This window comes from Psychrilyobacter atlanticus DSM 19335 (assembly GCF_000426625.1).
Lineage (GTDB): Bacteria > Fusobacteriota > Fusobacteriia > Fusobacteriales > Fusobacteriaceae > Psychrilyobacter > Psychrilyobacter atlanticus.
This window is the reverse complement of sequence record NZ_KE384547.1, coordinates 1,437,272-1,461,239: the sequence shown is the minus strand read 5'-3', so window position 1 is coordinate 1,461,239 and position 23,968 is coordinate 1,437,272. Positions and strand designations below refer to the sequence as shown.

Annotated in this window: 28 protein-coding genes and 2 riboswitches; of the genes, 18 read left to right on the top strand and 10 right to left on the bottom strand. The window is 30.8% G+C overall.

The features are described 5' to 3' along the window. Positions 1-3 precede the first annotated feature (3 nt). On the top strand, positions 4-681 hold the full coding sequence (locus K337_RS0107420) for a DUF554 domain-containing protein (RefSeq protein ID WP_028856044.1): 678 nt from the start codon (positions 4-6) through the stop codon (positions 679-681). Positions 682-732: 51 nt separating this feature from the next. Here K337_RS0107420 and K337_RS0107415 read toward each other — a convergent pair whose 3' ends face one another. Further along, complete coding sequence (locus tag K337_RS0107415; RefSeq protein WP_028856043.1) at positions 733-2,085, bottom strand: MATE family efflux transporter; 1,353 nt, start codon at positions 2,083-2,085, stop codon at positions 733-735. Between the two features lie 75 nt (positions 2,086-2,160). Here K337_RS0107415 and K337_RS0107410 point away from each other — a divergent pair, with 75 nt between their 5' ends. The 7 genes from K337_RS0107410 to thrC all read left to right on the top strand — a co-directional run bounded on the left by K337_RS0107410 (position 2,161) and on the right by thrC (position 9,597). Next, on the top strand, positions 2,161-2,982 hold the full coding sequence (locus tag K337_RS0107410; protein WP_028856042.1) for a MerR family transcriptional regulator: 822 nt from the start codon (positions 2,161-2,163) through the stop codon (positions 2,980-2,982). A 105-nt stretch (positions 2,983-3,087) separates the two neighbouring features. Beyond that, positions 3,088-3,720, top strand: coding sequence for a cyclase family protein (locus K337_RS0107405; RefSeq protein ID WP_028856041.1), 633 nt, complete (start codon positions 3,088-3,090; stop codon positions 3,718-3,720). A 398-nt stretch (positions 3,721-4,118) separates the two neighbouring features. Next, positions 4,119-5,123, top strand: a complete 1,005-nt coding sequence (locus K337_RS0107400; protein ID WP_028856040.1) for an aspartate-semialdehyde dehydrogenase — start codon at positions 4,119-4,121, stop codon at positions 5,121-5,123. Beyond that, complete coding sequence (locus tag K337_RS17935) at positions 5,120-6,055, top strand: homoserine dehydrogenase (RefSeq protein WP_051251657.1); 936 nt, start codon at positions 5,120-5,122, stop codon at positions 6,053-6,055. Before K337_RS0107400 ends, K337_RS17935 begins: the two co-directional genes overlap by 4 nt. Positions 6,056-6,057: 2 nt before the next feature. After that, complete coding sequence (locus tag K337_RS0107390; RefSeq protein WP_028856039.1) at positions 6,058-7,215, top strand: aspartate kinase; 1,158 nt, start codon at positions 6,058-6,060, stop codon at positions 7,213-7,215. Between the two features lie 8 nt (positions 7,216-7,223). Further along, positions 7,224-8,162, top strand: coding sequence for a homoserine kinase (locus K337_RS0107385; RefSeq protein WP_028856038.1), 939 nt, complete (start codon positions 7,224-7,226; stop codon positions 8,160-8,162). Next, positions 8,149-9,597, top strand: a complete 1,449-nt coding sequence (gene thrC, locus K337_RS0107380) for a threonine synthase (RefSeq protein WP_028856037.1) — start codon at positions 8,149-8,151, stop codon at positions 9,595-9,597. The genes K337_RS0107385 and thrC overlap by 14 nt, the downstream gene beginning before the upstream one ends. Before the next feature lie 66 nt (positions 9,598-9,663). Here the strand turns inward: thrC and K337_RS17930 are convergent, their stop codons facing one another. After that, positions 9,664-10,578, bottom strand: coding sequence for a cation efflux transmembrane domain-containing protein (locus K337_RS17930; RefSeq protein WP_051251656.1), 915 nt, complete (start codon positions 10,576-10,578; stop codon positions 9,664-9,666). A gap of 233 nt (positions 10,579-10,811) precedes the next feature. Beyond that, positions 10,812-10,909, top strand: a riboswitch (glycine riboswitch). Between the two features lie 140 nt (positions 10,910-11,049). On the opposite strand from K337_RS17930, the gene K337_RS0107370 reads away from it, so the two are divergent. From K337_RS0107370 to K337_RS0107360, 3 genes are all read left to right on the top strand, one after another. Next, complete coding sequence (locus K337_RS0107370) at positions 11,050-12,105, top strand: threonine aldolase family protein (RefSeq protein ID WP_028856036.1); 1,056 nt, start codon at positions 11,050-11,052, stop codon at positions 12,103-12,105. A 148-nt stretch (positions 12,106-12,253) separates the two neighbouring features. Then, a complete protein-coding gene (locus tag K337_RS0107365) occupies positions 12,254-12,721 on the top strand; it encodes a cyclic nucleotide-binding domain-containing protein (RefSeq protein ID WP_028856035.1) in 468 nt (155 codons plus the stop codon). Between the two features lie 49 nt (positions 12,722-12,770). After that, complete coding sequence (locus K337_RS0107360; protein ID WP_028856034.1) at positions 12,771-13,625, top strand: hypothetical protein; 855 nt, start codon at positions 12,771-12,773, stop codon at positions 13,623-13,625. A 58-nt stretch (positions 13,626-13,683) separates the two neighbouring features. On the opposite strand, the gene K337_RS0107355 is transcribed toward K337_RS0107360, so the two are convergent. Beyond that, on the bottom strand, positions 13,684-13,929 hold the full coding sequence (locus K337_RS0107355) for a DUF6868 family protein (protein ID WP_028856033.1): 246 nt from the start codon (positions 13,927-13,929) through the stop codon (positions 13,684-13,686). Positions 13,930-14,203: 274 nt separating this feature from the next. Here K337_RS0107355 and K337_RS17925 point away from each other — a divergent pair, with 274 nt between their 5' ends. From K337_RS17925 to K337_RS0107340, 3 genes are all read left to right on the top strand, one after another. Then, positions 14,204-14,638 carry a MarR family winged helix-turn-helix transcriptional regulator gene (locus tag K337_RS17925; protein WP_051251655.1) on the top strand — a complete coding sequence of 145 codons (435 nt, stop codon included), beginning with the start codon at positions 14,204-14,206 and terminating at the stop codon, positions 14,636-14,638. Positions 14,639-14,851: 213 nt separating this feature from the next. Continuing rightward, positions 14,852-15,109 carry a hypothetical protein gene (locus tag K337_RS0107345; RefSeq protein WP_028856032.1) on the top strand — a complete coding sequence of 86 codons (258 nt, stop codon included), beginning with the start codon at positions 14,852-14,854 and terminating at the stop codon, positions 15,107-15,109. A 99-nt stretch (positions 15,110-15,208) separates the two neighbouring features. Further along, on the top strand, positions 15,209-15,424 hold the full coding sequence (locus K337_RS0107340; RefSeq protein WP_028856031.1) for a hypothetical protein: 216 nt from the start codon (positions 15,209-15,211) through the stop codon (positions 15,422-15,424). A 268-nt stretch (positions 15,425-15,692) separates the two neighbouring features. Here the strand turns inward: K337_RS0107340 and ade are convergent, their stop codons facing one another. Then, positions 15,693-17,480, bottom strand: coding sequence for an adenine deaminase (ade, locus tag K337_RS0107335; RefSeq protein WP_084140874.1), 1,788 nt, complete (start codon positions 17,478-17,480; stop codon positions 15,693-15,695). A gap of 15 nt (positions 17,481-17,495) precedes the next feature. Next, positions 17,496-17,594, bottom strand: a riboswitch (purine riboswitch). Between the two features lie 139 nt (positions 17,595-17,733). On the opposite strand from ade, the gene K337_RS17920 reads away from it, so the two are divergent. Further along, on the top strand, positions 17,734-18,564 hold the full coding sequence (locus tag K337_RS17920) for a tetratricopeptide repeat protein (protein WP_084140813.1): 831 nt from the start codon (positions 17,734-17,736) through the stop codon (positions 18,562-18,564). A 74-nt stretch (positions 18,565-18,638) separates the two neighbouring features. Further along, positions 18,639-18,827 (top strand): hypothetical protein, encoded by a 189-nt coding sequence (locus tag K337_RS0107325; protein ID WP_028856029.1) that lies wholly within the window; start codon positions 18,639-18,641, stop codon positions 18,825-18,827. A gap of 57 nt (positions 18,828-18,884) precedes the next feature. Here the strand turns inward: K337_RS0107325 and K337_RS0107320 are convergent, their stop codons facing one another. From K337_RS0107320 to K337_RS0107310, 3 genes are all read right to left on the bottom strand, one after another. Next, positions 18,885-19,277, bottom strand: a complete 393-nt coding sequence (locus K337_RS0107320) for a replication initiator protein A (RefSeq protein ID WP_028856028.1) — start codon at positions 19,275-19,277, stop codon at positions 18,885-18,887. A 96-nt stretch (positions 19,278-19,373) separates the two neighbouring features. Then, complete coding sequence (locus K337_RS0107315; RefSeq protein WP_028856027.1) at positions 19,374-19,862, bottom strand: toxin-antitoxin system YwqK family antitoxin; 489 nt, start codon at positions 19,860-19,862, stop codon at positions 19,374-19,376. 284 nt (positions 19,863-20,146) lie between these two features. Further along, the gene (locus K337_RS0107310) at positions 20,147-20,437 is read right to left on the bottom strand and encodes a hypothetical protein (protein ID WP_028856026.1); all 291 of its coding nucleotides are present in this window, start codon (positions 20,435-20,437) and stop codon (positions 20,147-20,149) included. Between the two features lie 297 nt (positions 20,438-20,734). On the opposite strand from K337_RS0107310, the gene K337_RS0107305 reads away from it, so the two are divergent. Together K337_RS0107305 and K337_RS0107300 are read left to right on the top strand one after the other, a co-directional pair. Further along, on the top strand, positions 20,735-21,541 hold the full coding sequence (locus K337_RS0107305; RefSeq protein ID WP_028856025.1) for a mechanosensitive ion channel family protein: 807 nt from the start codon (positions 20,735-20,737) through the stop codon (positions 21,539-21,541). Positions 21,542-21,699: 158 nt separating this feature from the next. Continuing rightward, positions 21,700-22,368, top strand: a complete 669-nt coding sequence (locus K337_RS0107300) for a Crp/Fnr family transcriptional regulator (protein ID WP_028856024.1) — start codon at positions 21,700-21,702, stop codon at positions 22,366-22,368. 16 nt (positions 22,369-22,384) lie between these two features. Here the strand turns inward: K337_RS0107300 and K337_RS19800 are convergent, their stop codons facing one another. The 3 genes from K337_RS19800 to K337_RS0107285 all read right to left on the bottom strand — a co-directional run bounded on the left by K337_RS19800 (position 22,385) and on the right by K337_RS0107285 (position 23,808). Next, on the bottom strand, positions 22,385-22,534 hold the full coding sequence (locus K337_RS19800) for a hypothetical protein (protein WP_156877338.1): 150 nt from the start codon (positions 22,532-22,534) through the stop codon (positions 22,385-22,387). Between the two features lie 173 nt (positions 22,535-22,707). Next, positions 22,708-23,103 carry a hypothetical protein gene (locus K337_RS0107290; RefSeq protein ID WP_028856023.1) on the bottom strand — a complete coding sequence of 132 codons (396 nt, stop codon included), beginning with the start codon at positions 23,101-23,103 and terminating at the stop codon, positions 22,708-22,710. Positions 23,104-23,184: 81 nt separating this feature from the next. After that, entirely contained in the window at positions 23,185-23,808 is a 624-nt protein-coding gene (locus K337_RS0107285) for a copper homeostasis protein CutC (RefSeq protein ID WP_028856022.1), read from the bottom strand. Between the last annotated feature and the right edge of the window lie 160 nt (positions 23,809-23,968).

Below are 23,968 nucleotides of genomic sequence, written 5' to 3'. Positions count from 1 at the left end.
AAAATGCTGGGAACAATAGTAAATACTGCGACTATAGTAGCAGGAGCAACAATAGGGAGTTTCCTTAATAAGGGAATTGAAGAACGATACAAAGAGAGAACCATACAGGGAATGGGGTTTGTCGCTATGGCCATAGGAATATCTAATATTTCAAAGGGAATGACCCTTATAGATAATCCACTGGTATTCATACTCAGTATAGGGATAGGAGCTGTATTGGGAGAATGGATCAATTTGGATAAAAAGGTAGACCTTATAAGTAAAAAATATGAAGGGACCCAGAACCCGGTACAGGGGATAGTTATCGGAGTTATATTATTTTGTGTAGGAGCATTGTCTATAGTAGGGCCTATAGAGAGTGCCATTAGAGGAGATAATACCATGCTTTATGCCAATGCTGTATTAGATGGAATAACTTCTATAATTCTTTCAATTAATTATGGAATATCCATAGCACTAGTAGGAATCATACTTTTTCTTTGGCAGGGAAGTATATATCTTGGAGCTAGTGCAATGCAGGAAATAGTCACTCCTGAGCTCTTAAATCAGCTGACTATATTGGGAGGGATCTTTATCTTAGGAACGGGAATAAATATTCTGGGGATGGCTAAAATAAAGATCTTAAACTTTCTGCCTGCCCTTTTAATTCCATTTATAGCAAAAGTTTTTGGAATTATTTAGATAAAAAAATGCTGCTTTTACTTCCATTAGGAGGTGAGCAGCATTTTTTAGTTAATTTATTACAGCTAGTTGCATATTGTTTTCGATTTTTTTGAAAGATTTCATCATCATAAAGGTACTTATAATCAGGCAGGTAACTTCTGCCATAGGAATAGCCATCCATATCCCCTTGGCTCCAAATATAGAAGGGAGGGTAAAAAGGAATATTCCTACAAAAATAAGTGACCTAAGACATGCGATACTTGCAGATTCCAACGGTTTTTCTATAGCTGTATGAAATGAACTGGATATTATATTTATAAAAGAAAATATATAAGCAAAAACAAAGTAAGCAATAGCTTCGTTGGTAAGACTAGTTAATGAAGCATTTCCATCGGTAAACATATTCACCAGGGGAGCGCTATAAAACTTCATTAGAACGAAGAATGTGATACCGATAGATCCTCCAGTTATGAGAGAAACTTTCAATACATCGTATATCTTTTGTATTCTTTTGGCTCCTAAATTATACGAAATTATAGGTTGTAATGCCTGGGCCAACCCATAGAGGGAGATATTTACAATGGTATTTACATAAAATACTATTGTAAGGGCTGAAATTCCTATTTCTCCTATTTCTTTCATGATTATCCTATTGAACAGGAAAGCTGCCACTGATGTAGAAACCACTGTCAACATTTCAGAACTTCCGTTATAGAGTATATTTTTTAACAGTTTAAAGTCTTGCTTAACCTTATAAAATTGTATCTGTGATTTTCCGTTGAAAAAATAACCAAATAGTGTTAATCCACCTAAGAGGTTTGCTATTGCTGTGGCATAAGCTGCTCCAGATATTCCCCAACCAAATTTTACAATAAACAGGTAATCCATGATTATATTACTCAGGCAGCATACAAAACCACTTAAAAAAACAGAGTTTGGTTTTTCTCCAACTCGAGCAAATGTTTCTGTATAGATCGGAAGATTCAAAACTATACACAATAATAATAAGGGCTTCATATAAGCTTTTACTAGGGGTAATAATCCTGCGTCTGCACCTAAAAATAAAATTATTTTATCTAGAAAAAGTAGACTGCCCATGGAGATTACACCGACTATTATTAAATATGATACCAAAGTAAAGGTTGCGATCTCTCCCGCTCTTTGTTTTTGATTTTTTCCTAAAGAGATTGAGGATAATACAGCCCCACCAGCTGAAATCATCATGACGATACTCATAATGGTATTCATATAGGGCATTGCTAAATTAACCGCTGCAAGACCCCTGGGTCCTACAATATTTCCTATAAACATTCCATCTATCATTATCTGTATAGATACAATCAATAACCCTGCTATACTAGGGATTGCAAACTTAAAAAATACTTTTTTTACACAGCCATTTTCTAGGCTTAAATTTTTCATAACTAACCTCCTTATTTCTCTATACATTATAAACTATATAGTATAATATATAGTCAAGAGTATTTAGGAGGTTTTATGAAAAAAAAATATAAGATAAATGATATAGCCAGTTTTTTTAAAATTTCTCGTCAGACCCTTATCTATTATGATAATATCGGGCTATTTAAACCTAGGTTTGTAGATAGCGAGACCTCTTATAGGTACTATGGAGAGGAACAATTTTCTAATTTGAGATTTATACTTACACTGAAGGAAGCTGGATTTTCATTGAAGGAAATTAGAGAGTATACTAAAAGTCGTTCTCCTGAGGAAAGTTTGGACTATTTAGAGGAGAAGAAAAGGCAGGTAGATCTAAAAATAAAAAAAATGATTGAATCTAAGGTCAAAATAGATAGAAAAATATCTGAAATAAAAAATATAATGAAAAAAGATGATATCGAACCACAGATGATATACTTTGAATCGATGGAAGCCATTGCTATCCAAATAGAAAAACCCTGTGATTACTTAAAATATGATAAAACATTTTCCGATTTAATGGATATAAGGGAAGAGTTGAATATTCAAGGAGATGATTATTTTGTGAGAATATCCAAAGAGGAAATTGCTTTAGGAAATACAATGGAAGTAAAAACTATTGGTTTTTTTACTCCTACTTTCTGTGATCATAAAAACAGCTTAAAAATAGAGGGAGGTTGGTTTGCTTCTATAATGCATAAGGATACATGGGACACTATAGAGGTAAGTTATGAAAGACTACTTAAATATGTAGAAGAAAATGGGTATGAGGTTGTTGGAGACTCGATAGAGATTTTCAATGAAGTTATAGTTCATTTAGGGAATGGAGAGGGGTCAATCACTCAGATAACTTTTCCCGTTAAATATAAGAAAAAATAGAGGTAACTTTCCCTAGTTTTTTTGAAAAAAGAAGAAGATGAGGTATACTTAAAAGATATATTCTAATAATAAAGAAATTTATCAAAAGTTATAACGGGAGGAAAAATGGAGATAATAGATTTAACACATGTTATAGATGAAAAAATGCCTGTTTTCCCAGGGACAGAACCACCTAAAATTATTCAAAAAAATACAATAAAAAAAGATGGATTTGCCGAAAAACTATTGACAATGTATTCACATACTGGAACTCATATAGATGCTCCTGCCCATATGATACAGGGGGGATATTCATTGAATGATTTTCCTATTGAAAAATTTATAGGAAGGGGGATTATAATCCCTTTGGAATCAAACGATATAATAGAATTAAATTACCTAAAGAAATTTGAATTTCAAATAAAAAAAGCTTCTTTTGTATTATTTTATTCTGGTTGGGATGATTTTTGGGGGAGAAAAGAATATTTTAATGGATTTCCATCACTCAGTATAGAAGCTGCTAAATACCTTGTGGGGTTTGATTTAAAAGGTGTAGGCATAGATGCCGTATCTATAGATGCTATGGATAGTAAAAATTTTGATGTCCATCATATCTTGTTAAAAAAGAATTTAATAATTATAGAAAACCTAAAAAATCTAAAAAAATTGATCAATAAAAATTTTGAATTATATATTACTCCTTTAAAAATAAAAGATTTAGACGGGTCACCAGTGAGAGCCTTTGGAAAGAAACTTTAATTAAAGGCTGTATAATCTAGATATTAAAAAAAATTAATTTGACATTTTACGGTAAAATTTATATTATATTCTAAATCCACAAGGGGTGGACACAAGATTAAAAAAATGCACAACAGAGGAGAAAAACTATGTTTATTAAAAATATGATAACAACCATAATAACCCTGACCTAAGTTTGCTTTCGAAAAACAGAAGCAAACCTCTTTTAGTTATTCCAACAAGAGATGCTTCTAATATAGGGTTTTTATAAGTCTATTTAGAATTTTTGTCTAAATAGACTTTTTTATTTATCTAGAAATCATGAAATTTATTAAAAAATTTAAGTTTGAGAAAATTTTGATTATGACTAATTGGATGCAACGTCACGTTGCTTTTTATTACAAGTTGGAGGAGTGACCATGAAAAAATATAACATCGCAATTGCAGGAGCTACTGGGTTAGTGGGACAAACTTTTTTACAGGTATTGGAGGAGAGAAAGTTTCCCATTAAAAATTTATACTTAATGGCATCATCTAAAAGTGCAGGAAAAATAATAAAATATAGAGGGAAAGATATAGTGGTCGAGGAGTTGGATGAAAATTCTTTCGATAAGGAGATCGATATTGCACTTTTTTCAGCAGGAGGGGAGATATCAAAAAAGTTTTCACCTATAGCAGCCTCAAAGGGTGTAGTAGTGGTAGATAACAGTAGTGCTTTCAGGATGGTTGAAGGGGTTCCATTGATTGTTCCAGAAGTTAACCCAGAGGAAGTATGGAATCATAATGGGATTATAGCAAACCCCAACTGTTCAACCATACAGTCTGTAGTACCTCTAAAAGTTCTAGATGAAAAATATGATATTAAAAGAATTATATATTCCACTTATCAGGCAGTATCTGGTTCTGGATTCGCAGGAATTAAAGATTTAGAAGATGGATTAGAGGGAAAGGCTCCTGAGAATTACCCCCATCCAATAGCTGGCAATTGTCTGCCTCATATAGATATATTTTTAGAAAATGGTAATACAAAAGAGGAACAAAAGATGATAGATGAAACGAAAAAAATATTGGGCAGAGATGTCAGGGTGACGGCTACTTGTGTGAGGGTACCTGTATTGCATTCCCATAGTGTATCTATGAATATTGAATTTAAAAAAAATATTGATATAGAACAGATCAAAAAAGACCTAGCTGGTGTAAAAGGATTAGTTGTAGAAGATGATGTAAAGAAAAATATCTATCCCATGGCAATCAATACAAAGGGAAGAGATGAGGTATTCGTAGGAAGGGTTCGGAGAGATGAGAGTGTTGAAAATGGGATAAATTTATGGGTAGTTGCTGATAACATAAGAAAGGGAGCAGCTACAAATACAGTTCAAATTGCAGAATTATTAATAGCTGGAAATAGAGGGAGGAATTTATGAAATTAGGAGTTATTGGTCTTGGAACAGTTGGAATGAATGTTGTAAAGATCTTATCAGATGAAAAAAATAGGAAAAATAAAGAGATTGGGGATATAGAGGTCATAAAAATTTGTGATATTCAAAACAGTAACATTATGGGATATGATTTTACAGATGATTATAAAGAGGTCCTCAATGATTCTAGAATAGATACAGTAGTAGAATTAATCGGAGGAGTAGGAGCTGCGTATGAAATTTCTAAAAGTACTCTGAATTCAAAAAAAAATCTGGTTACTGCAAATAAACATCTTTTGGCTCTCCATGGAAAGGAATTATTTTCACTGGCTGAAAAAAATAAGGTAAAATTACAATATGAAGCTTCTGTAGGGGGAGGTATCCCAGTTATCTCACCGATAAAAGAAAATCTATTTGTAAATAATTTTAAAAATATTCGTGGGATTCTAAATGGTACATGTAACTATATTTTGACAAAGATGGAAGAGGGCCTGTCTTATTCAAAAGCTTTAGAAGATGCCCAGTTCAAAGGGTATGCTGAAGCTGATCCGACATTTGATGTAAAAGGAATTGATACAGCCCATAAGATCAGTATTTTAGCTCATTTGGCTTGGGGAGAATTAAAAGAATTTTCTAAAATTTCTATTGTTGGAATCGATGGATTGACTAAAGATGATATTGAAGCAGCTAAATCTCAGGGGTTGAGGTATAAATTACTGGGAGAAGCCAACTTTGATGGGGAAAAATTAAATATAAATGTGGCTCCTATAGCTGTAAAAAAAGATGAATTATTATACAGTGTAAATGGAGTTTATAATGCTGTAGAATTAGATGGAAACTATACAGGGAAAACGGTCTTTTATGGTGAAGGTGCCGGAGGAGATGCCACAGCTACAGCAGTAATTTCAGATATCTATAAGATTAAATTAGGAAGATAGATATGATAGTCGTTCAGAAATTTGGTGGGACAAGCCTGAAAGGCAGTGAGAGACTGCGTGAAGTAGCCAAATGGATAATAAAAAATAAACAAGAAGGGAATAAGATGGTAATTATTGTATCAGCTCCCGGAGGGATGACTGATTCCCTTATAAATGAAGCTAAGGAAATGAATACTAATCCAAGGGGAAGAGAGCTGGATATGTTACTTTCGGTGGGAGAACAAATTTCCGCAGCTTTACTTGCCATGGGAATAGAGGAGTTAGGAGAAAAAGCTGTTTCATTTAATGCATCACAGTTACAGCTAAAAACAAACGGTGAACATAATAATGCCAAAATTTTAGATATTTCTTCTGAAAAAATCGCTGAAAAATTAGACGATGATTATGTGGTTATCGTGACTGGATTCCAAGGGGTTGATGATGAAGGAAATATAACTACCTTAGGAAGGGGAGGCAGTGACACCAGTGCTGTAGCCATTGGAGCTGCGATCAAGGCTCACAAGGTTGAAATCTATACAGATGTAGATGGTGTCTATACCTCAGATCCAAGAATTATAAAGGATGCTAAAAAAATTAAAAATATTTCTTTTGATGAAATGATTGAAATGGCGGATAAAGGATCGAAAGTTTTACATTGCAGGAGTGTGGAATTAGCTTCTAAATATGAGATCCCCATCCATCTGCGTTCAGCCTTTACATGGGAAGAAGGAACTTGGATTAAAAAGGAGAAAACTATGGAAAATTCAGTTGTGAGAGGAATCTCAAATCTAAATAATTTAGCAAATCTAAAAATAAATTTAAAAAATATGGATGAACTTGTAGATCGTCTGGAAGAAAATAATATCAATGTAAAATTATTTCAGCAGTTGAGTGATTCTAAATTTTCAATCTTAACTGAAAAAGAGGATGCTCTGAGGTTTTACAAGGTCTTAAAAAAAGGTGGTTATTCTTTGGAACTAAATGATGATCTAGGGATGATATCTGTAATTGGATTGGGGATTGCATCGAATAATATCCCTAGAAAATTAGCTAAGATTTTAAATTTAAACGAGATAAATATTGATTCAATTACTTCGAATCAAACGAGCGTATCCTATGTGATATCTCAAAATAAATTAAAGAATGCTAATGCTATTTTTCATCGTGAACTATTTGAATAGGAGATCTTATGGCTGTATATACAAACTTAACTAATGAACATAAAAAAGATATAAGAACTCTTTATAACTTAGGAGAAAAAGCTGATTTTATTGAAATTTCTGAGGGGATATTAAATACAAATTACTTGATTGAAGATAGGGATAAAAAATATGTATTCAGACTCTTAGAGGGAAGACGAAATATAGGCGAGGAGTTAAAAGAACTGGATTTTTTAAACTTCTTAAATGAAAATGATGTTTCATGTCCCCAGGTATTTGTAAATAATTCTGGAAAAAATCATATGTTTATCCAGGAAAAAATGGGATGTCTATTTGATTTTATCCACGGTAACAAAGTAAATGAGATTGATTGCGATGTTTTAAAAAAGATTGGATCTACCCTAGGAAAACTGCATAACCTGTCTAAGGGCAGATCTATTGAAAGAAAAAGAAAAATAGATTTAGATTTTTTCTATGAGAAAATATCAAAGATAGACCTGAAAACTGTATTGAAAGATGACTATGATCTGATCATGGGAAGGTATAAAGAAATAGAAAAAGTTGATTTTTCAAGACTTCCAAAAGGAATAGTTCACAATGATATATTTCCTGATAATGTATTTATGGGAGAAAAACTTTCATTGATTGATTTCAATGACTGTATGAATGCTCCGCTTATTATAGATTTAGCTATTGTAATAAATTTTTGGATTAAAATTAAAGAATTTCCTAAAGAGAAAGAAAAGAATCTTATAAAAACATTTTTAGGATCATATGAGTATGAGCGAAAACTATTACCTGAAGAGAAAAAACTATTAAAAAAAATGGTCTTAAAGATGGCTCTTACCTTTATTTTTTTAAGGATAAACAAATCCTATGTAGAGGATAATAGGGGAAAAAATATGGAAGTAAAGACTTATAAAGAGCTTTTAATCTTACTTGAGGAGGAAATGGATGAAATATATTAGTACTCGGGGGAATCCTGAAGAATTTACGGCTTCCCAGGCCATTGAAAAAGGTATTTGTAGTGACAGGGGTTTGTTTGTTCCTAAAGAATTTCCAAAGGTCTCTTTGGAAGAGATTGAACAAATGAAGAAGCGTGACTATAAGGAGATAGCTTTAAGTATATTAAAAAGGTATCTTATGGATTATAGTGAGGAAGAGTTGAAGGAGTGTATAGGGGTATATGATGAAACTTTTTCCCACCCGGAAAAAGCTCCAGTAGTAAAACTAAAAGATGGAGTCTATGTCTTAGAACTTTGGCATGGACCGACTCTGGCATTTAAAGATATGGCTCTTCAAATTATGCCTCGTCTTTTTACTTATGCAAGAAAGAAAAATAATGCCGAAAAAGACAGTCTTATCTTAGTCGCTACATCTGGAGATACAGGAAAAGCTGCATTGGAAGGGTTTAAAGATCTAAAAGGTGTAAAGGTAGTTGTGTTTTATCCAGCTGATGGTGTGAGTGATGTACAGAGACTTCAGATGCAGACATCTGCAGGTAAAAATGTAGAGGTAGTAGGGGTCAATGGAAATTTTGATGACTGCCAAACTGCCGTTAAAAATATATTTTTAGATGAGGAGTTAAATAGATCCTTGGATAAATTTAAACTTTCTTCAGCTAACTCAATTAATCTAGGAAGGCTCCTCCCTCAGATAGTTTATTATTTTAAGGCCTATCTTCAATTACTCAGAGATGATGAAATTACTCTGGGAGAAGTGGTAGATTTTTCCGTTCCTACTGGAAATTTCGGAGATATATTGGCTGGGTATTATGCCAAACAAATGGGACTTCCTGTGGGAAAATTGATCTGTGCCTCCAATAAAAATAATGTATTATACGATTTTTTAAAGACAGGGGTTTATAATAAACAGAGGGAGTTTTTTAAAACTATGAGTCCCTCTATGGACATTTTAGTTTCCTCAAATTTAGAAAGACTTCTATATCATACTTTAGAAGACGGTAAAGTTTTAAATGAAATATATAATAAATTTGAAGAAAATGGAGTGTTAGAGTTAGATACAGTATCTCTAAAAAAGATCCAGGAGACAATAGTTCCTGACTACAGCAGCGAAGAGGAGTGTTTAGAAACTATCTATAATACATTTGATAAAAATAATTATATGATTGATCCCCATACTTCGGTTGCCATGAATGGAGCCTTAAAAAATAAATCACGTAAAATAGTGGTTCTTTCCACTGCCAATATCTATAAATTTTCTTCTAGTATTTTAAAAGCATTTGATTTAGAAAAAAGTAATGAATTTGAAAATATTCAGGCCTTGGAAAAATTATCTAAAGAAGATATCCCGTTAAATATAAAAAAATTGAAATCACTCAAAATATTACATACTAAAGTTATTGATAAAGATAAACTTAGGTATATTTTGAAAAGTTTATAGATATATATGAAACTACAAAAGGGACACTCAGTGTCCCTTTTATAGTTCGGAATTAATGTTTATCTTTTAATACCATTTTTTTTCTGTAAATATAACTTCACTCCTGACTGTATCTATCTTCTCAAGATTTTTCTGAACCTTAGTTCTTATTGCATCCATCTCTGCTGCTGTGACAGCTTCCAAAGGTTTTAATAGTGTAAGAGCGTGGTAATGTCGTCCTACTTTCAGGATTTTTAGGTCGATAAAATGATATTTTTCAAAATTAACAGCTAATTTTAAAAGAACCATGACCTCTTCTTCTAATTTTTTCCCCAATGATTTTCCTAAAAGTTCTTGAAGACTTCTCTTGAAAAGTCCCAGTGGTTCCTTTATCATCCAGGTAACTAAAACTAAAACAACTATAGAATCAGCAATGGGAACTAAAAAGTCTAAGGCGGTTCCCTTTAAAAAAGCTAACGCCATAAGAGCTCCACCAGCTCCTAAACTTATCATACCATCAACTACCGCCGCAGATTGTTCCGCTTTTAATATCTCACTTTTATTCCCGGTTTTTCCGTAATTTTTCTTATGAATTCCTGCTAAAGTGAAACAGAGAATTACATTTATTACGGTGTAAATCAGTATAAATCCAGGTTTTATTTCCGCTATAGGACCTCCTGTTATGTAGGTGATGATCTTAGATACAGCGCCTAAAAATGAAAATAACATGATACCCAAAAGTACAAGAGCTCTAAAAGTTATATAAAGAGCTTCATAAAAGTCATATCCAAAGGGCATCTCTTCATCGGCCTCCATGGCAACTTTTGCCGAAACACCTGCCGCTATCATAGAGGAAACAAAATTCACCATGGAATATAAACCGTCTACCATAAGGGCACTTGATTGTGACAGGATAGCAAAGGTAACTCCCATTATACCCATAATAATATTTAATCTTCTTCCCTGTTTGAGGGATTTTTTTTCTATTTCTAAAACATTCATAATTATCACCCCTTTGGTATAGAGTAAACCATATAGTTATTACAGTGTCAATAAAGTGGTTATAATTTTTTGTTTAAAGTTAAATTTGGGAGAAAATTGACATAATTAAAAAATATTGTTATAATCCTAATTAAAAATAAAATCGGACGAAGGTATGGGGAGAGAGCTTAGAATATAAGCCACCGAAGAAGTAAAACTTTCAGGTTTCTGCAAAGCAGATATGGACCCTTACTGGACGAGCCTCTGGAGAGACCCAAATTGGGCACCGAAGGAGCAAAACTGGTCTACGGACTGGACAAAACTCTCAGGTAAAAAGGACAGAGGAAGGAAAACATATGCGTGCATATGTTTTATTTGCCTTCTAAAAAATTCTTATGGATTATTTCCACTTCAGAGGTTATGCTGCAGACTGCAGTCATAACCTCTTTTATTTTTGCTCAAAAATTTTTTATGAATCACAGGAGGAAAGAAATGGAGAAAAAAAGTTTTGCAAGTGACAATTACAGTGGTGTTCATCCAAAAATAATGGAGGCTATTATAGAGTGCAACGTAGGTCATGCAAAAGCATATGGGGAAGACAGACATACACAAAAAGCCATAGAAAAATTTAAGCAGATATTTGGTCAGGAGATCTATGTTGATTTTTTATATAACGGTACCGGAGCCAACACGGTGGCTTTGGATGCTATGACTGAATCATTTCAGTCTGTAATATGTCCGGAGCAGGCACATATAAATACATATGAAGTAGGAGCTCCTACAAAATTTACAGGATGTCCCATGATAGGTATAAAAGCTTCCGATGTAGGAGGTAAATTGAAAGTGGAAAGGGTAAGGGATTATCTGGAAATTCCCAAAGGGAGTATACATCATTCTCAGCCAAGAGTGATCTCTATAACCCAGCCCACAGAGGTAGGAAGTGTCTATACCCTGAAAGAGATAGAAGAAATAGCAGATTTTGCCCATAAAAATGGAATGCTTCTCCATATGGATGGAGCAAGGATATTTAATGCGGCGGTGAGTCTGGAGTCTGGATTTAAGGAGATGACCATGGATCTTGGAGTGGATGTACTTTCATTTGGTGGTACAAAAAATGGAATGATGTTTGGAGAAGCTGTGATATTTTTTAATACAGAATTGGCTGAAAACTTTACTTATAGAAAAAAACAATGTACACAGTTAAACTCTAAGATGCGTTATATAAGTGCACAGTTTACAGCACTTTTAGAAGATGGATTGGGATTAAAAAATGCAAGACAGTCCAATAACATGGCAAAACTCTTGGCTGAGAGTGTATCTGATATCCTTGGAGTTGAGCTGACAAATAAAGTGGAAGCCAATACTGTATATGCCATCCTTCCAAAAGAAATAATCCTGATTTTGCAGGAAAAATATTTTTTTTATGTCTGGGATTCAGTTTGTTCAGAGGTCAGATGGGTAACATCCTTTGATATAACGAAGGAAGATGTAATGGATTTTGCAGAACAGATAAGGTGTGCCCTGGGAAAAATAAAAAAAGCCGCATAACAATTCCAGGAAGAGTTTAAAAATTTACCTGTTATATTTTACAAAAGAGGATTTTGCAGGAGTTTTGGTATAAACATAATAAGATATAAGGAGATATTTAACAAAAGGCAAAAAGAATAAAAAAAACGGATGAGAGGAGATAAATACCATGAAAAAAAATGAATTAGAGAAAGAAATTTTTAAGATTGTTCCTCAACTTTCATTTTTTGGAGGAACGTCACATGAGGAGATCCATAATATAATGGAGTATATTCATGAGGAAAAAGTAGAGGCTGGGAGCTACGTTTATAAAGAGGGAGATTCTCCAGAAAATATTTATATTCTTTTAGAGGGGGAGATGGATTTTTTTATCTTAGATGAAAAAATAGCCCATGGAGAGATAGGTCTTTTATTTGGAACATCGGCTACCATAGGTATTCAAAAACAACTGGTATCTGCAATGGCAAAAACAGATATTAAACTGGGTGTAATTGCCAAAAGTTTTTTTATAGAGATGAGTGAAAAAGACCCGAAACTTTTTGTAAAGATAATACTAAATGTGGCCAGAGATCTAGCTAGAGATTTAAAGTTTTTAAAAGAGTATGTGAAAAAACAAAAATCTAAACAAGGTATATAAGGTTTTAATTGCTTTGTACAGGATAAAAACCAAAAAGGATGGTTTTGATATGAAAATAAAAATAGTTACTGCATTGACTTTAATCATTTTATTATCTGCCTGTGGAGGTAGAGGAAAGGATAAGGAAACTCATGTTAAAATTTTAGGTCTTGTGGGGAAGGTTAAATCAGTTAAATATTCCACCTATGATGCAGAGTTAAAATTTGGAGAGATAAAAAAAGGCGCCAGGAGTAGTTCTAGAGAAGATAATAGGTACTACTGTTTTAATGAGGAAGGAATTAAAATAGAGGATGGAGAATATGACTCCTACGACCAGATACAAATGAAAAGGTTGTACAGGTATAACGATAATGGAAAGTTAATCGAGGTAAGGAACTTCAATTCTAAAGATAAATTTATAGGTAAAACAATATACAAAATAGATGGTAAAGGAAATCTGGTTGAGACCAATGATTTTAATTCTAAAGGGGAATTCGTGGATAAAATAATATATACGAGGGATGATAAAGGAAATGCCATTGAAACAAATAGTTATGATTCAATGGGTAGTTTGATCTCTAAATTTAAATTTGAATATGATAGAAAGGGAAGGGTGCTAGAATCTATATATTATGAATCCGGCGATGAAATGGAGGAAAAAACATATATTAAATATGATGGGAAAGGAAGAACGGTGGAGATAAAGGTAATAACAGAGGGGAATGTTATTATCAAAAATTTAAAATATGAAAATAAAGAAAAAGATGAAGTGACTACAATGATTAAATTTGAGAATTATTTAAATATGTCAAAAACAATATACAAATATAAATATGATGAAAATGGTAACTGGATTGAAAAAATTAGTATTGAAGGTGAAAAACCTAAAGTAATTGAGGAGAGAGAGTTTGAGTATTATATGTAGGAGTAGCGCTGAAAGAGAGATCGATTTAATCGATCTCTCTTTTTAGTATTTAAAAAAACTAATACATTATTTTCAGTGCGAGGTATGGTACGATATTAAATATTATTGTGGCAGTTTTGTATTGACCTAAAAATTGAAAATATGCCTTGGATAAATCCCTCTCATCTAAATTAAATATTTTGGAATGAATATGTAAAATTGGGCCCCGGAGTGAGGTAATAAAGATTACTGAAAATAAACCTAATCCAATATTGATTATAGAGCACCAGCCAAGAAATTCTCTTATTGTTTCTATATTATTCATATATATCCTCCTCTACTACTTTGATTTTAAAATATGTTTATAATATATATTTCACTATAAAATCAATCTTGTCAAATAAATCAACTATGAACTATTATTTAAAATTTAAATTTTTTAGAACTTTTTAATAAAAATCCAGTAAAAAACAGTTTATCGATTTTAGTATATCTTTGAAATAAAGGTATAGCATTAGTATTTTCTGGCTTTAGAAAGATTTGACAATTCATTCGGAATCGTATACGATATTACAAATAGATAAAACGGAGGTAATAATATGGTTTTAGCGAGTTCTATAATAGGAATGATATATCATATAAGTAACAGTTATGCTGACTATCTGAAAGTGGAATTAAAAAAAAGAGAGATACCCATCGAAGGGAAACATGTGGGTTTATTTATGGTACTTTTTACTAATAATAGTTTAGAGTTTAAAGAGATAGCACATCGTTGGAGGAAATCTAAATCAACACTCTGTGATATTTTACATAAATACTCTGAGCAGGGACTTGTTGAAAAAATAAGCTGTACTCTGGACAAGAGACACCTGTATATAAAGCTTACTGAGGAAGGGTTAAAATATGCAAGAGATTTTGATGAAATAGCATCTGAATTTTTACAAAAAATCACATCCGGCTTATCTAAAGATCAGAAGAGGGAATTAAAAATGATACTTATGGATATGAAAGGCAATTTAAAGAAGGATAGTTAAATAAAAATTAGAAAGTATTTAAAATTAGTTTGACAAAACATTCGGAATCGGATATAATTTTCTTGTTCAATAAAATAATTTTTTTAGGGGGAGATCATCCCCTTTTAATTTCCAAATAACGTTCGGAATCGAATTTTTTTAGAAGAATCATCCGAAAATGAATGATTTTGATGTAAGGTTAAAAATAAATTGTATAGCTGTAGGAGATGTAAAATGAAAAAATTAATATTAAGTATGATGTTGATAATGGTTTTTTTATCTTTTTCTAGTAATAAAGATATGAGTAAACCCGACTTTAATAATCAAAAATTATGGACTAAGACTAGTTGCAATAGATCACTTTTTAATGATATAGATAGACATGATTTTAGTGATTTAAGACTGAGAACTGGAGCTGGTTATAATAGAGAGGAACAAAAGAGGAAAAGAAAAGTAATGTTGACTAATGTTTTTAATAACGAAAGCCATTAGGTGTAAATAATTAATAATGCAGGATAAATTTTTTTAAAATATTTATCCGAAAATGAATAAATTTTAGAAAATAACTAAACAGCTGTAGGAGGCATAAAAATGAAAAAAATAATATTAGGTATGATGTTGGTAATGGGGTCTTTATCTTTTTCAAGTGAAAAAGGAACGTCGGTAAAAATAAGTAATATATTTGATAACTATAAAAAGGAGAAACCTCAAGAGCAAGATACTTCTCAGGGAAAATTGAATACAGAAAGTTCAGTAAAGATAAGTGGTATTTTTGATAATTATAAACCATTAGATAAAAATAGTTAAGAATATTTTACTCGACTCATACAATCTTTTTATCACAATTTATAGTTACTAAATGTAGGTTGATTATATTTGGATGAAGAGAATAATAAAAAAACCAGAAAATAATCTGGTTTTTTTATTATCTAGGAAATTATACCCGCAAGGGGCATCATCAAAATACAATTACTTTACAACATAAATATAGAACTTTCATATAAAACTTATGGAAGAAATAGAAAATTATAAAAATCTGAATTGCATTTATTTGGATGCAACGTCACGTTGCTTTTTAATCGTTAACGCTTATATCTATAAATTTAAAATTAACAACATCAAATAAACCTTTATCTGTAACTTTTATTTCAGGAATAACGGGTAAGGCTAAAAATGCCAAGGTCATAAATGGATCTAAATCTCGATTTACACCCAATCTATCATAAGCTATCTGGAGCATCTCCTCTAAAATGTCTTTTACTATCTCAATAGGTTTATCAGACATCAATCCCGCTATTGGCAGTTCTAGTTTCTTTAATACCTTACCATTAGAGACTATGACCACTCCTCCCTGTATTTTTTTAATCTCCTCTATAGCAAGATACATATCGTGGTCATTATCTCCTATGACTAAAATATTGTGGGAATCATTTGAAACACTAGAAGCTATAGCTCCTCCTTTAAGATTAAAGTTTTCTACCAAGCTGAACCCTATATTTCCCGTGGCGTTATGCCTTTCAATTACTGCTAATTTTAAAAGGTCTTTATCTTTGTTAAATTGAAAATAGCCTTTATTATCTGTTTCTACTTCACGGATTACTTTTTCAGTTAAAAGACTATGGGGCAATAATTTCATGACATTTACACGATTACCTGTCAGCTTAATTTTAAGATCTTTTTCATGGATTTTTTTGAAATTTATAGTCCCGCTAACCTCTGTAATATCTTCTTTTTTTACCTGGAAGAGTGGCTGGTCATCTTTTGCTACAAACTTTCCATTCTTTATAACTTCTAATACGTTAAAATCTTCTAAAGAATCTACAATTATTAAGTCTGCGTCATATCCGGGAGCGATTGCTCCTAAGTTTTTTATTCCATAACATTCGCATACATTGATGGTGGCCATTTTAATTGCTGTTATTGGGTCTATCCCATTTTTTATAGCAGTTCTTACATTGTTGTCAACATGCCCAGTTTCTATTATGTCCTCTGGATGTCTGTCATCTGTGCAAAACAAACATCTTCTTTCATTTTCTGGAGTTATCCCCTCTATTAAAGTTTCTAGATTTTTGGCTGCACTTCCCTCCCTTATGGAAATATACATCCCTTTTCTCAGTCTCTCCTGCATCTCATCTACAGTGGAACACTCGTGATCCGTTTTTATTCCGCCTATTATATATGCATTCAGTTCCTCACCTCTGATATCAGGTGAATGGCCATCTATTATTTTATTATGATCTTGAGCTAATTTTAATTTGTCTACTATCTTACTATCTCCCTGTATTACGCCTGGATAGTTCATCATTTCTCCTAATCCTAATACTATAGGATTATCAATTAAGCCCTCTAATTCTTTGGCCTCCAGTATTGCTCCTGAGTTTTCAAAAGGTGTTGCCGGGACACATGAAGGGAGCATATAATAGACATTAAGTGGAAGGTCTTTACTGGATTCAATCATAAATTTTATACCTTTTAAACCACAGACATTAGCTATTTCATGGGGATCTGCAATTACACTGGTTGTGCCTTTAGGAACTACTGCCCGTGCGAACTGACTAGGAGAGACCATAGAACTTTCGATGTGAACATGGCTATCAATAAGTCCAGGGGATAGATATTTTCCATTTAGATCGATTTCATGTAAACCAGAATAATCTCCAATCCCTATTATTTTTCCTGAATCAATTGCCAGATCCCCTTCTATTATTTCTTTTGAAAATACATCAACAATCCGACAATTCTTCAGTAGAAGTTCAGCTTTTTTTCGTTTTGATGCTACATCAATTAAATGTTTTATTTTGTTATTTATTTTATTCCCTCCGTTTATATAAATTTTAGCTATAGTTAAATAAAAAAATCCCATCACAAAAATGAGTTGCTCTAGAAGCATTCATTTTGTAATGAGAAATTAAGGTTTCCCGTAGAAACCCCCAAACCAAATTATTGGGGTTATACGATTATTTTATTTTGTATACTATATATTTTATTTTGAAACTTGTCAACTTTAATTTTCAATTGTAATCGATAATTTTTATTATTTTGGGTCTTATTAAATTTAGATTTTATAAAGGATAGTGTAAAAAACAGTTGTAAATAAAATAAAAGGAGGTGAAAAAATGAAAAATAAAATTATAGGAATAATTTTATTACTTTTAGTCTTGGCAGGCTGCTATAAGTTTGATAGTGATGAAAAGCCAAAGGGAGAAAATCAAACAAAAAAAGAATTAAAAGGAAGAGATATCTACCTTAATAGTGGATCAGCAAAAAATGAGTCAGGGGATTATCGTGGGGCAATAGAAACTTATAATGAGGGAATAAAATTAAACTTTTATATAAAAGAAACTTATAATTTCAGAGGAATAGCTAAAACAAATTTAGGAGATTATAAAGGGGCTATGAAAGATTATAGTGAAGCGATAGCAATAGATCCAAATTATAGAGATCCCTATCACAATAGAGGGAATATAAAAATTATATTAGGAGATTATAAAGGAGCAATAAAAGATTTAGATAAAGCAATAAAACTCGATCCAAATTATAAAGAGGCATACTATGACAGAGGGATAGCAAAATTAATGTCAGGAGATCTTCAAGGAGTGATAGTGGATTGCGACAAAGTAATAGAGTTGGACCCAAATTATGTAGATGGGTATTACTTTAGAGGGTTAGTAAAAGAGATGTTGGAAGATTACAGTGGAGCAATGAAAGATTATGTAAAGGTGGTAGAACTCGATCCAAACTATGTAGATGGATATTATGGCAGAGGATTAGTGAAAGCTGAATTAGGAGATTATAAGGAAGCAATAAAAGATTATGATAAAGCATTAGAACTCGATCCTGACTATTTGGATATATACAACGACAGAGGTAGAGCGAAGGAAAAAATAGGCGATTACGAAGGAGCAACAAAGGATTATGATGAAATGATTAAAAGACAAGAATTTTAAAGAAATTTAAGTTACAAAAAGAAAAATAGAATTGAGAGTATATCAATTATTTAAATAATCAAAAGGAGGGAGTGATGAAAATTATAGAACTTTTAATAGTGCTTTTTCTGATATTTATCCTGGCAAAATTTTATACAGGAGGATCTCAAAATGAAAAAGGCGGTGAGGTTATTAAACATCAAAAGATCTATATGGAATCCCAGGAAAAATTGAAAAAAGCTACAGAAGCCATGGAGGAGGAGTATGAAAAATATAAGGATTGATTCCCAAATTTACAGCTGCATAAAAATAAGAAAGCAGTGATTATAATCACTGCTTTCTTATTTAAAATTAAACGTTATATGTCTAAAGTAATATTTATTTGTCTCTTCTTTTAAAATAAATTCTCTATCAATTAATAAATTTAAAATATTATCGAGATCTTCTTCAGGGTTAAAAGTAATATTATTTTCAATCAAGTTTTTTTTAAGTTCTTCATTGTCATAATAAATAAAAACTTTATTATCTTTATCTACCCAATTATTTTTTATTGATGAACTTAAAAGTTTGTGAAGCATTTCAATATATACATATAATGAATTATCTATTAAGCCCAGTTTAAGTACCCAATTGGGGAAAAGAAACTGACCATAACGATCGACTTCGTATATATACTTATTATCTTCTTCAAGATCTTTTTTTGTTATTATGAGGTTTTTATCTATTTTCCACATTATTTTCCTCCTTTTAATTTTCTAATGACTTCTATTTTAGCTTATTAGAAAAGAGAGTTTATAATCCTTTAATAAATTTATAATTTTTTATCTAGCTTACCACTCCTGCCAGTTTATTTCATCTCTTATCTGCCCGTCTTCATAATAAGAGATCATCTTCCCATCCAATTGTCCCTCTTTGAAATCAAGTTTCATCTCAACTTGTCCATTTTTATAAAAAGAAAAATTTTCTCCTTCCTGTTTACCCTGCTTAAAATTGAATTTAGCTTCAACCTGTCCATCTTCATAGAAGGAGATCACTTCTCCATCTAGCATATCATCTTTAAAATTAAATTTTTCTTTTATCTGCCCATTTTTATAATAGGAGAAATTTTTTCCATCGTATCTACCTTGTTTAAAACTAAGTTTTTCCTTGACCTGTCCATTTTCATAGTGTGTAAGTAAAATACCTGTATATGGTTTTCCTTCATTTGTGATATAAATAAGGCCATCTCTTTTTTGTGTTTTAGAAAATAATTCTTCTCTTTTATCACAACTGATTAAAATTAAACATAAAATAAATACAACTAATAATTTCTTTTTCATTCTTTCACTTCCCTTATAATCTTTTTCTATTAAAATAATATATCTTAATTTTAAATAAGTCAAGGTTAAGTTTATTTTAATTTTCCTCATATTAATATAAGAGAATTATTTAAAAAATAAACAATAATATTTTATGAATTTTCTATATTTTTTATTCAGATACTTTGAAATAATGAAAGATAAAAAAAGAGATATTAATTAATATCTCTTTTTTTATCTAATTAATTTTATATGAAGAAAATATTGAAGATGAAAACTAAAAGAAAAATAAACTTTTATCAAATCTATTTTTCATGTGTAATCAGAATACCACCGATAAAAGTTCTTAAGAACTTAAAAAAACTATTGAGGTATAAAGGAAGTGTATTTAGTTCTAGTTCATAAAATTTATATTTTTTATTATCATCTATCCTGAGCTGAATATTTGATATGTTGAGTTCTTTTTTCAGATGATCGGTAAGATTTCCCCCTGAGAAATTATTATTGGAATTTAATATTTGTTTTATAGAAAACCCGCCTCTAAAGCAAAGTAGTTTTAAATTTTCCTTTTCTTCTAAAATAGCATATCCTTTCAAAATTTAAGCCCCCTCTTTATTTTAAAATTATAAAATCATTTAATATATTATATATATATAATATTAACTTATTATTGATTAAAACACTAATTAAAATATATTAATGGAGATTAAATTAAAATAATATAAGGTAGAGACTATAAAAGAAAGAATTGGTTCATATTAAAACTTTGTGGAAAAAAATTACAATGATGGTAAATTGAATTAAGAAATATAGATATATAAAAAAAAAACTTAATTTTTGCCTGGATTCTCTGTTATAATAGTCTGTATTAAATTTATTTTAGGAGGTACATCATGAAAAATATAGATTTTGACTATCTATCAAAACTTTTTGTAGATTATGGTCTTAAACTTCTATACGCTGTCATAATATGGATTATAGGGAAGTTTGTTATCAGTAAATTAATGTTGTTAGTGGATAAAAAAATGGAGATTACGAAAACAGAGATAACTCTGAGAAAATTCTTACATTCTATTGTTAATACACTTTTATATACTTTTTTATTTATTGTCATAATTTCAACTTTAGGTATTCAAACAGCTTCTTTTGTTGCAGTGTTAGGTGCGGCTTCTTTAGCAGTTGGTTTTGCCCTTCAAGGAAGTTTAGCTAACTTTGCAGGGGGAGTATTAATTATCCTATTTAAACCTTATAAAATTGGTGATTTCATAGAAGCCAATGGAGTAAATGGGACCGTAGTAGAAATTCAAATTTTTGCCACGCTTTTAAATACACTAGATAACAAGAGAATCGTTATTCCAAATGGTAAATTATCTAATGAAACTCTTATCAACTACTCTAAAAACTCAACAAGAAGGGTAGATATTACCTTTGGTGTGGGATATAATGACGATCTGGATAGAGCAAAGGCAGTATTAGTTGAAATAGCAAAATCCCAGGAAAAAATCTTAAAAAATTCAGATGTTTTTGTGGAAATAATAGAGTATGCTGATTCATCGGTAAATATTGTATACCGTGTTTGGTGTAATACCCCAGATTATTGGACTGTATATTTTCAGTCTATGAAAATGGCAAAAGTTGAATTTGATAAAGCAGGAATTTCCATTCCATATCCGCAAATGGATATTCATATGGATAAGTAAAAAAATATAAAAATAAAAATCAGGAGAAAATACTCCTGATTTTTATTTTTATAAGAAATTAATATGTTCTTTTATTATTAATGAATTGATTTTTTATCCTAATTACTATAAAATTATTCAAAGAGATAACTATAACTTGATTGTAAGGAGTTAAAATAATGGTAATATCAAAGACACTTTCAAAATTGAATTTAAAAGAACTTATAGGGACCGAATTTGAAAATTTAATAAATGTAAAAAAAATTAAAGAAGGAGAGATTATAATAGACATACCCTATAATAAGTTAGGAGCTTTCTATGTGTTAAAAGGAACTCTTGAATTGGTATCCTATAGTAAAGGTGGAAAAGAATTTTACAGATATCTCACTCCGGGAGATATTATAGGGGTAGGGGAATGCTTTTTTGAAAAAAATAAAAATGAGCTTGAAAAAAAATTTGGAACGGAAATACATGTATTGGAAAATTCTGAGGTTGCTTATCTTCCCTTTTTTAAATTGATAAGTTTAAAAATAGATAACAAAGATAAAATTTTAAGAAAACTCATTGTTATGATTGTTGAAGAAAAGGAAAAAGAAAGTAGTCATTATTTAGGAAAAATTCTGAATTCTGATGAGGAGTTTATAATTAAAGTTTTAGATCAGTTAAAAACGGTTAAAACACCCAGTACTAAATATTTAGCTAAAGGTCTCAATATGAATATTAGAAACCTCCAGAGGATACTAAAAAAATTAGAAAAAATGGATATAATAAAAAAAGATAGAGGTGTCATTTCTATAAAAAATTTAAATAAATTTGATAGTTATAATAAAAAATTAAAAGACTATTAAAAAATTAGAATTTTTTTTAAAAAAGCTGACAAATCATGCTTAACTTCTCTGCATCTGAAAGAGAGCTCCAAACTTTTATTGGTTTTGTTTCATCCTTTATTTTTAGTTGGTATTTATTTTTGCGATTCTTTTTTAATATGATTTTGTATTTTACTTTGATACCCATTTTTCCTCCTGTTAGATGTTGGAATAACTGCATAAAATTATATTAGTTATTCTAACATTTAATAAAATTATATTGCCGACAATTGTCGTAAAATATTATTTTTTTTGAATTTCATCAAAAAGAAGAAATAAATCCCACTCAAACAACTCATATCAATCTTTCGCCAAACTTTTTTAATCCTTAAAAACTCCTAACTCCTTCATAGATTCATAGGAATACTTTTTAAAATATTGATAGATATATGAATAGAGTAAAGCATTAATGATCCCTTGAACGGATATTGTCCAAAATAAATTTGGTATTTTAAAATAAAAATCAATGAAAGTAAATATCAAAAAATTTAAAATAACTATTGTAAAAAGAGCACTTAATAAATAACCAAACTTATAATTAGGATCTCTGGCAAACTTAATTATAACTATAATACTTCCAAATCCTTTGAAGAGTTCCAATATATTAAAGGAAGCAGCAGAAGATATTGAGGGCTCAATTGTTGTAATGAATAGGTCTACTATTGTAAAAAAAATCATAATACCTAATACAGAAAGATCCATTTTTCTAGCCTCCATAGATTTCACTCCTCTTAAAACATTTTTTCTATCTATAACAATAGTAATATAGCTTAAATTTTTATTTATATCAACTTAATTTTATTTATTTAAATCTCCTACGATTTTTTTACCATGAAATTCAGTAGATGGTATTTTTGATCTTACCTCTTCAAAATTTTCCCTAGTTACTCCTCCTGCAACTACAATTTTAATCTGTCCAGAGGCTTCATGAATCATTTGATTTAAAGTTTCTTTTCCTTCGAGAGCTGTTGTGGCTCCTCCAGAGGAGAGGATTCTGTCTATTCCTAATTCTATCAGTTTCTCTATTTCATCTGCAGGGTTTAAAATATCATCGATTGCCTTATGAAAGGTTACCTCCATTCCTTTAGTCTCTTTTAAAAGTCTTTTTAAAATGGGATAGTCGATCTTGTTATCTTTAGTCAAAACGCCTAAAACAATTCCCTTTATACCTAATTTTTTAAACAATCTGATATCTTCAATCATAATATCAATTTCGGAAGAGGTATAACAAAAGTCTCCTCCTCTGGGTCTTATCATAACAAGGACAGGAATCTTTATTTCCTCTAATACTTTTTTTACCGTTCCATAGGAAGGAGTTGTTCCTCCCTCAGATAGATTTTCGCAAAGTTCTATTCTCTCAGCACCAGCGATCTCTGCTTTTTTAGCTTCTATAAAATTCCCAACGCATGCTTCTTTTATCAATGATTTAACCTCCGATTAAATTAATATGTTTAAAATGATATAATTTATTTTACTAATGTTTTATAATGACATATAATTATACTAAATTCAAATTTTTATTAAATATGTTTGTAAAAAAAATTAATCTATAAAAGTAAAAATATATATAGAAAAGAAATTA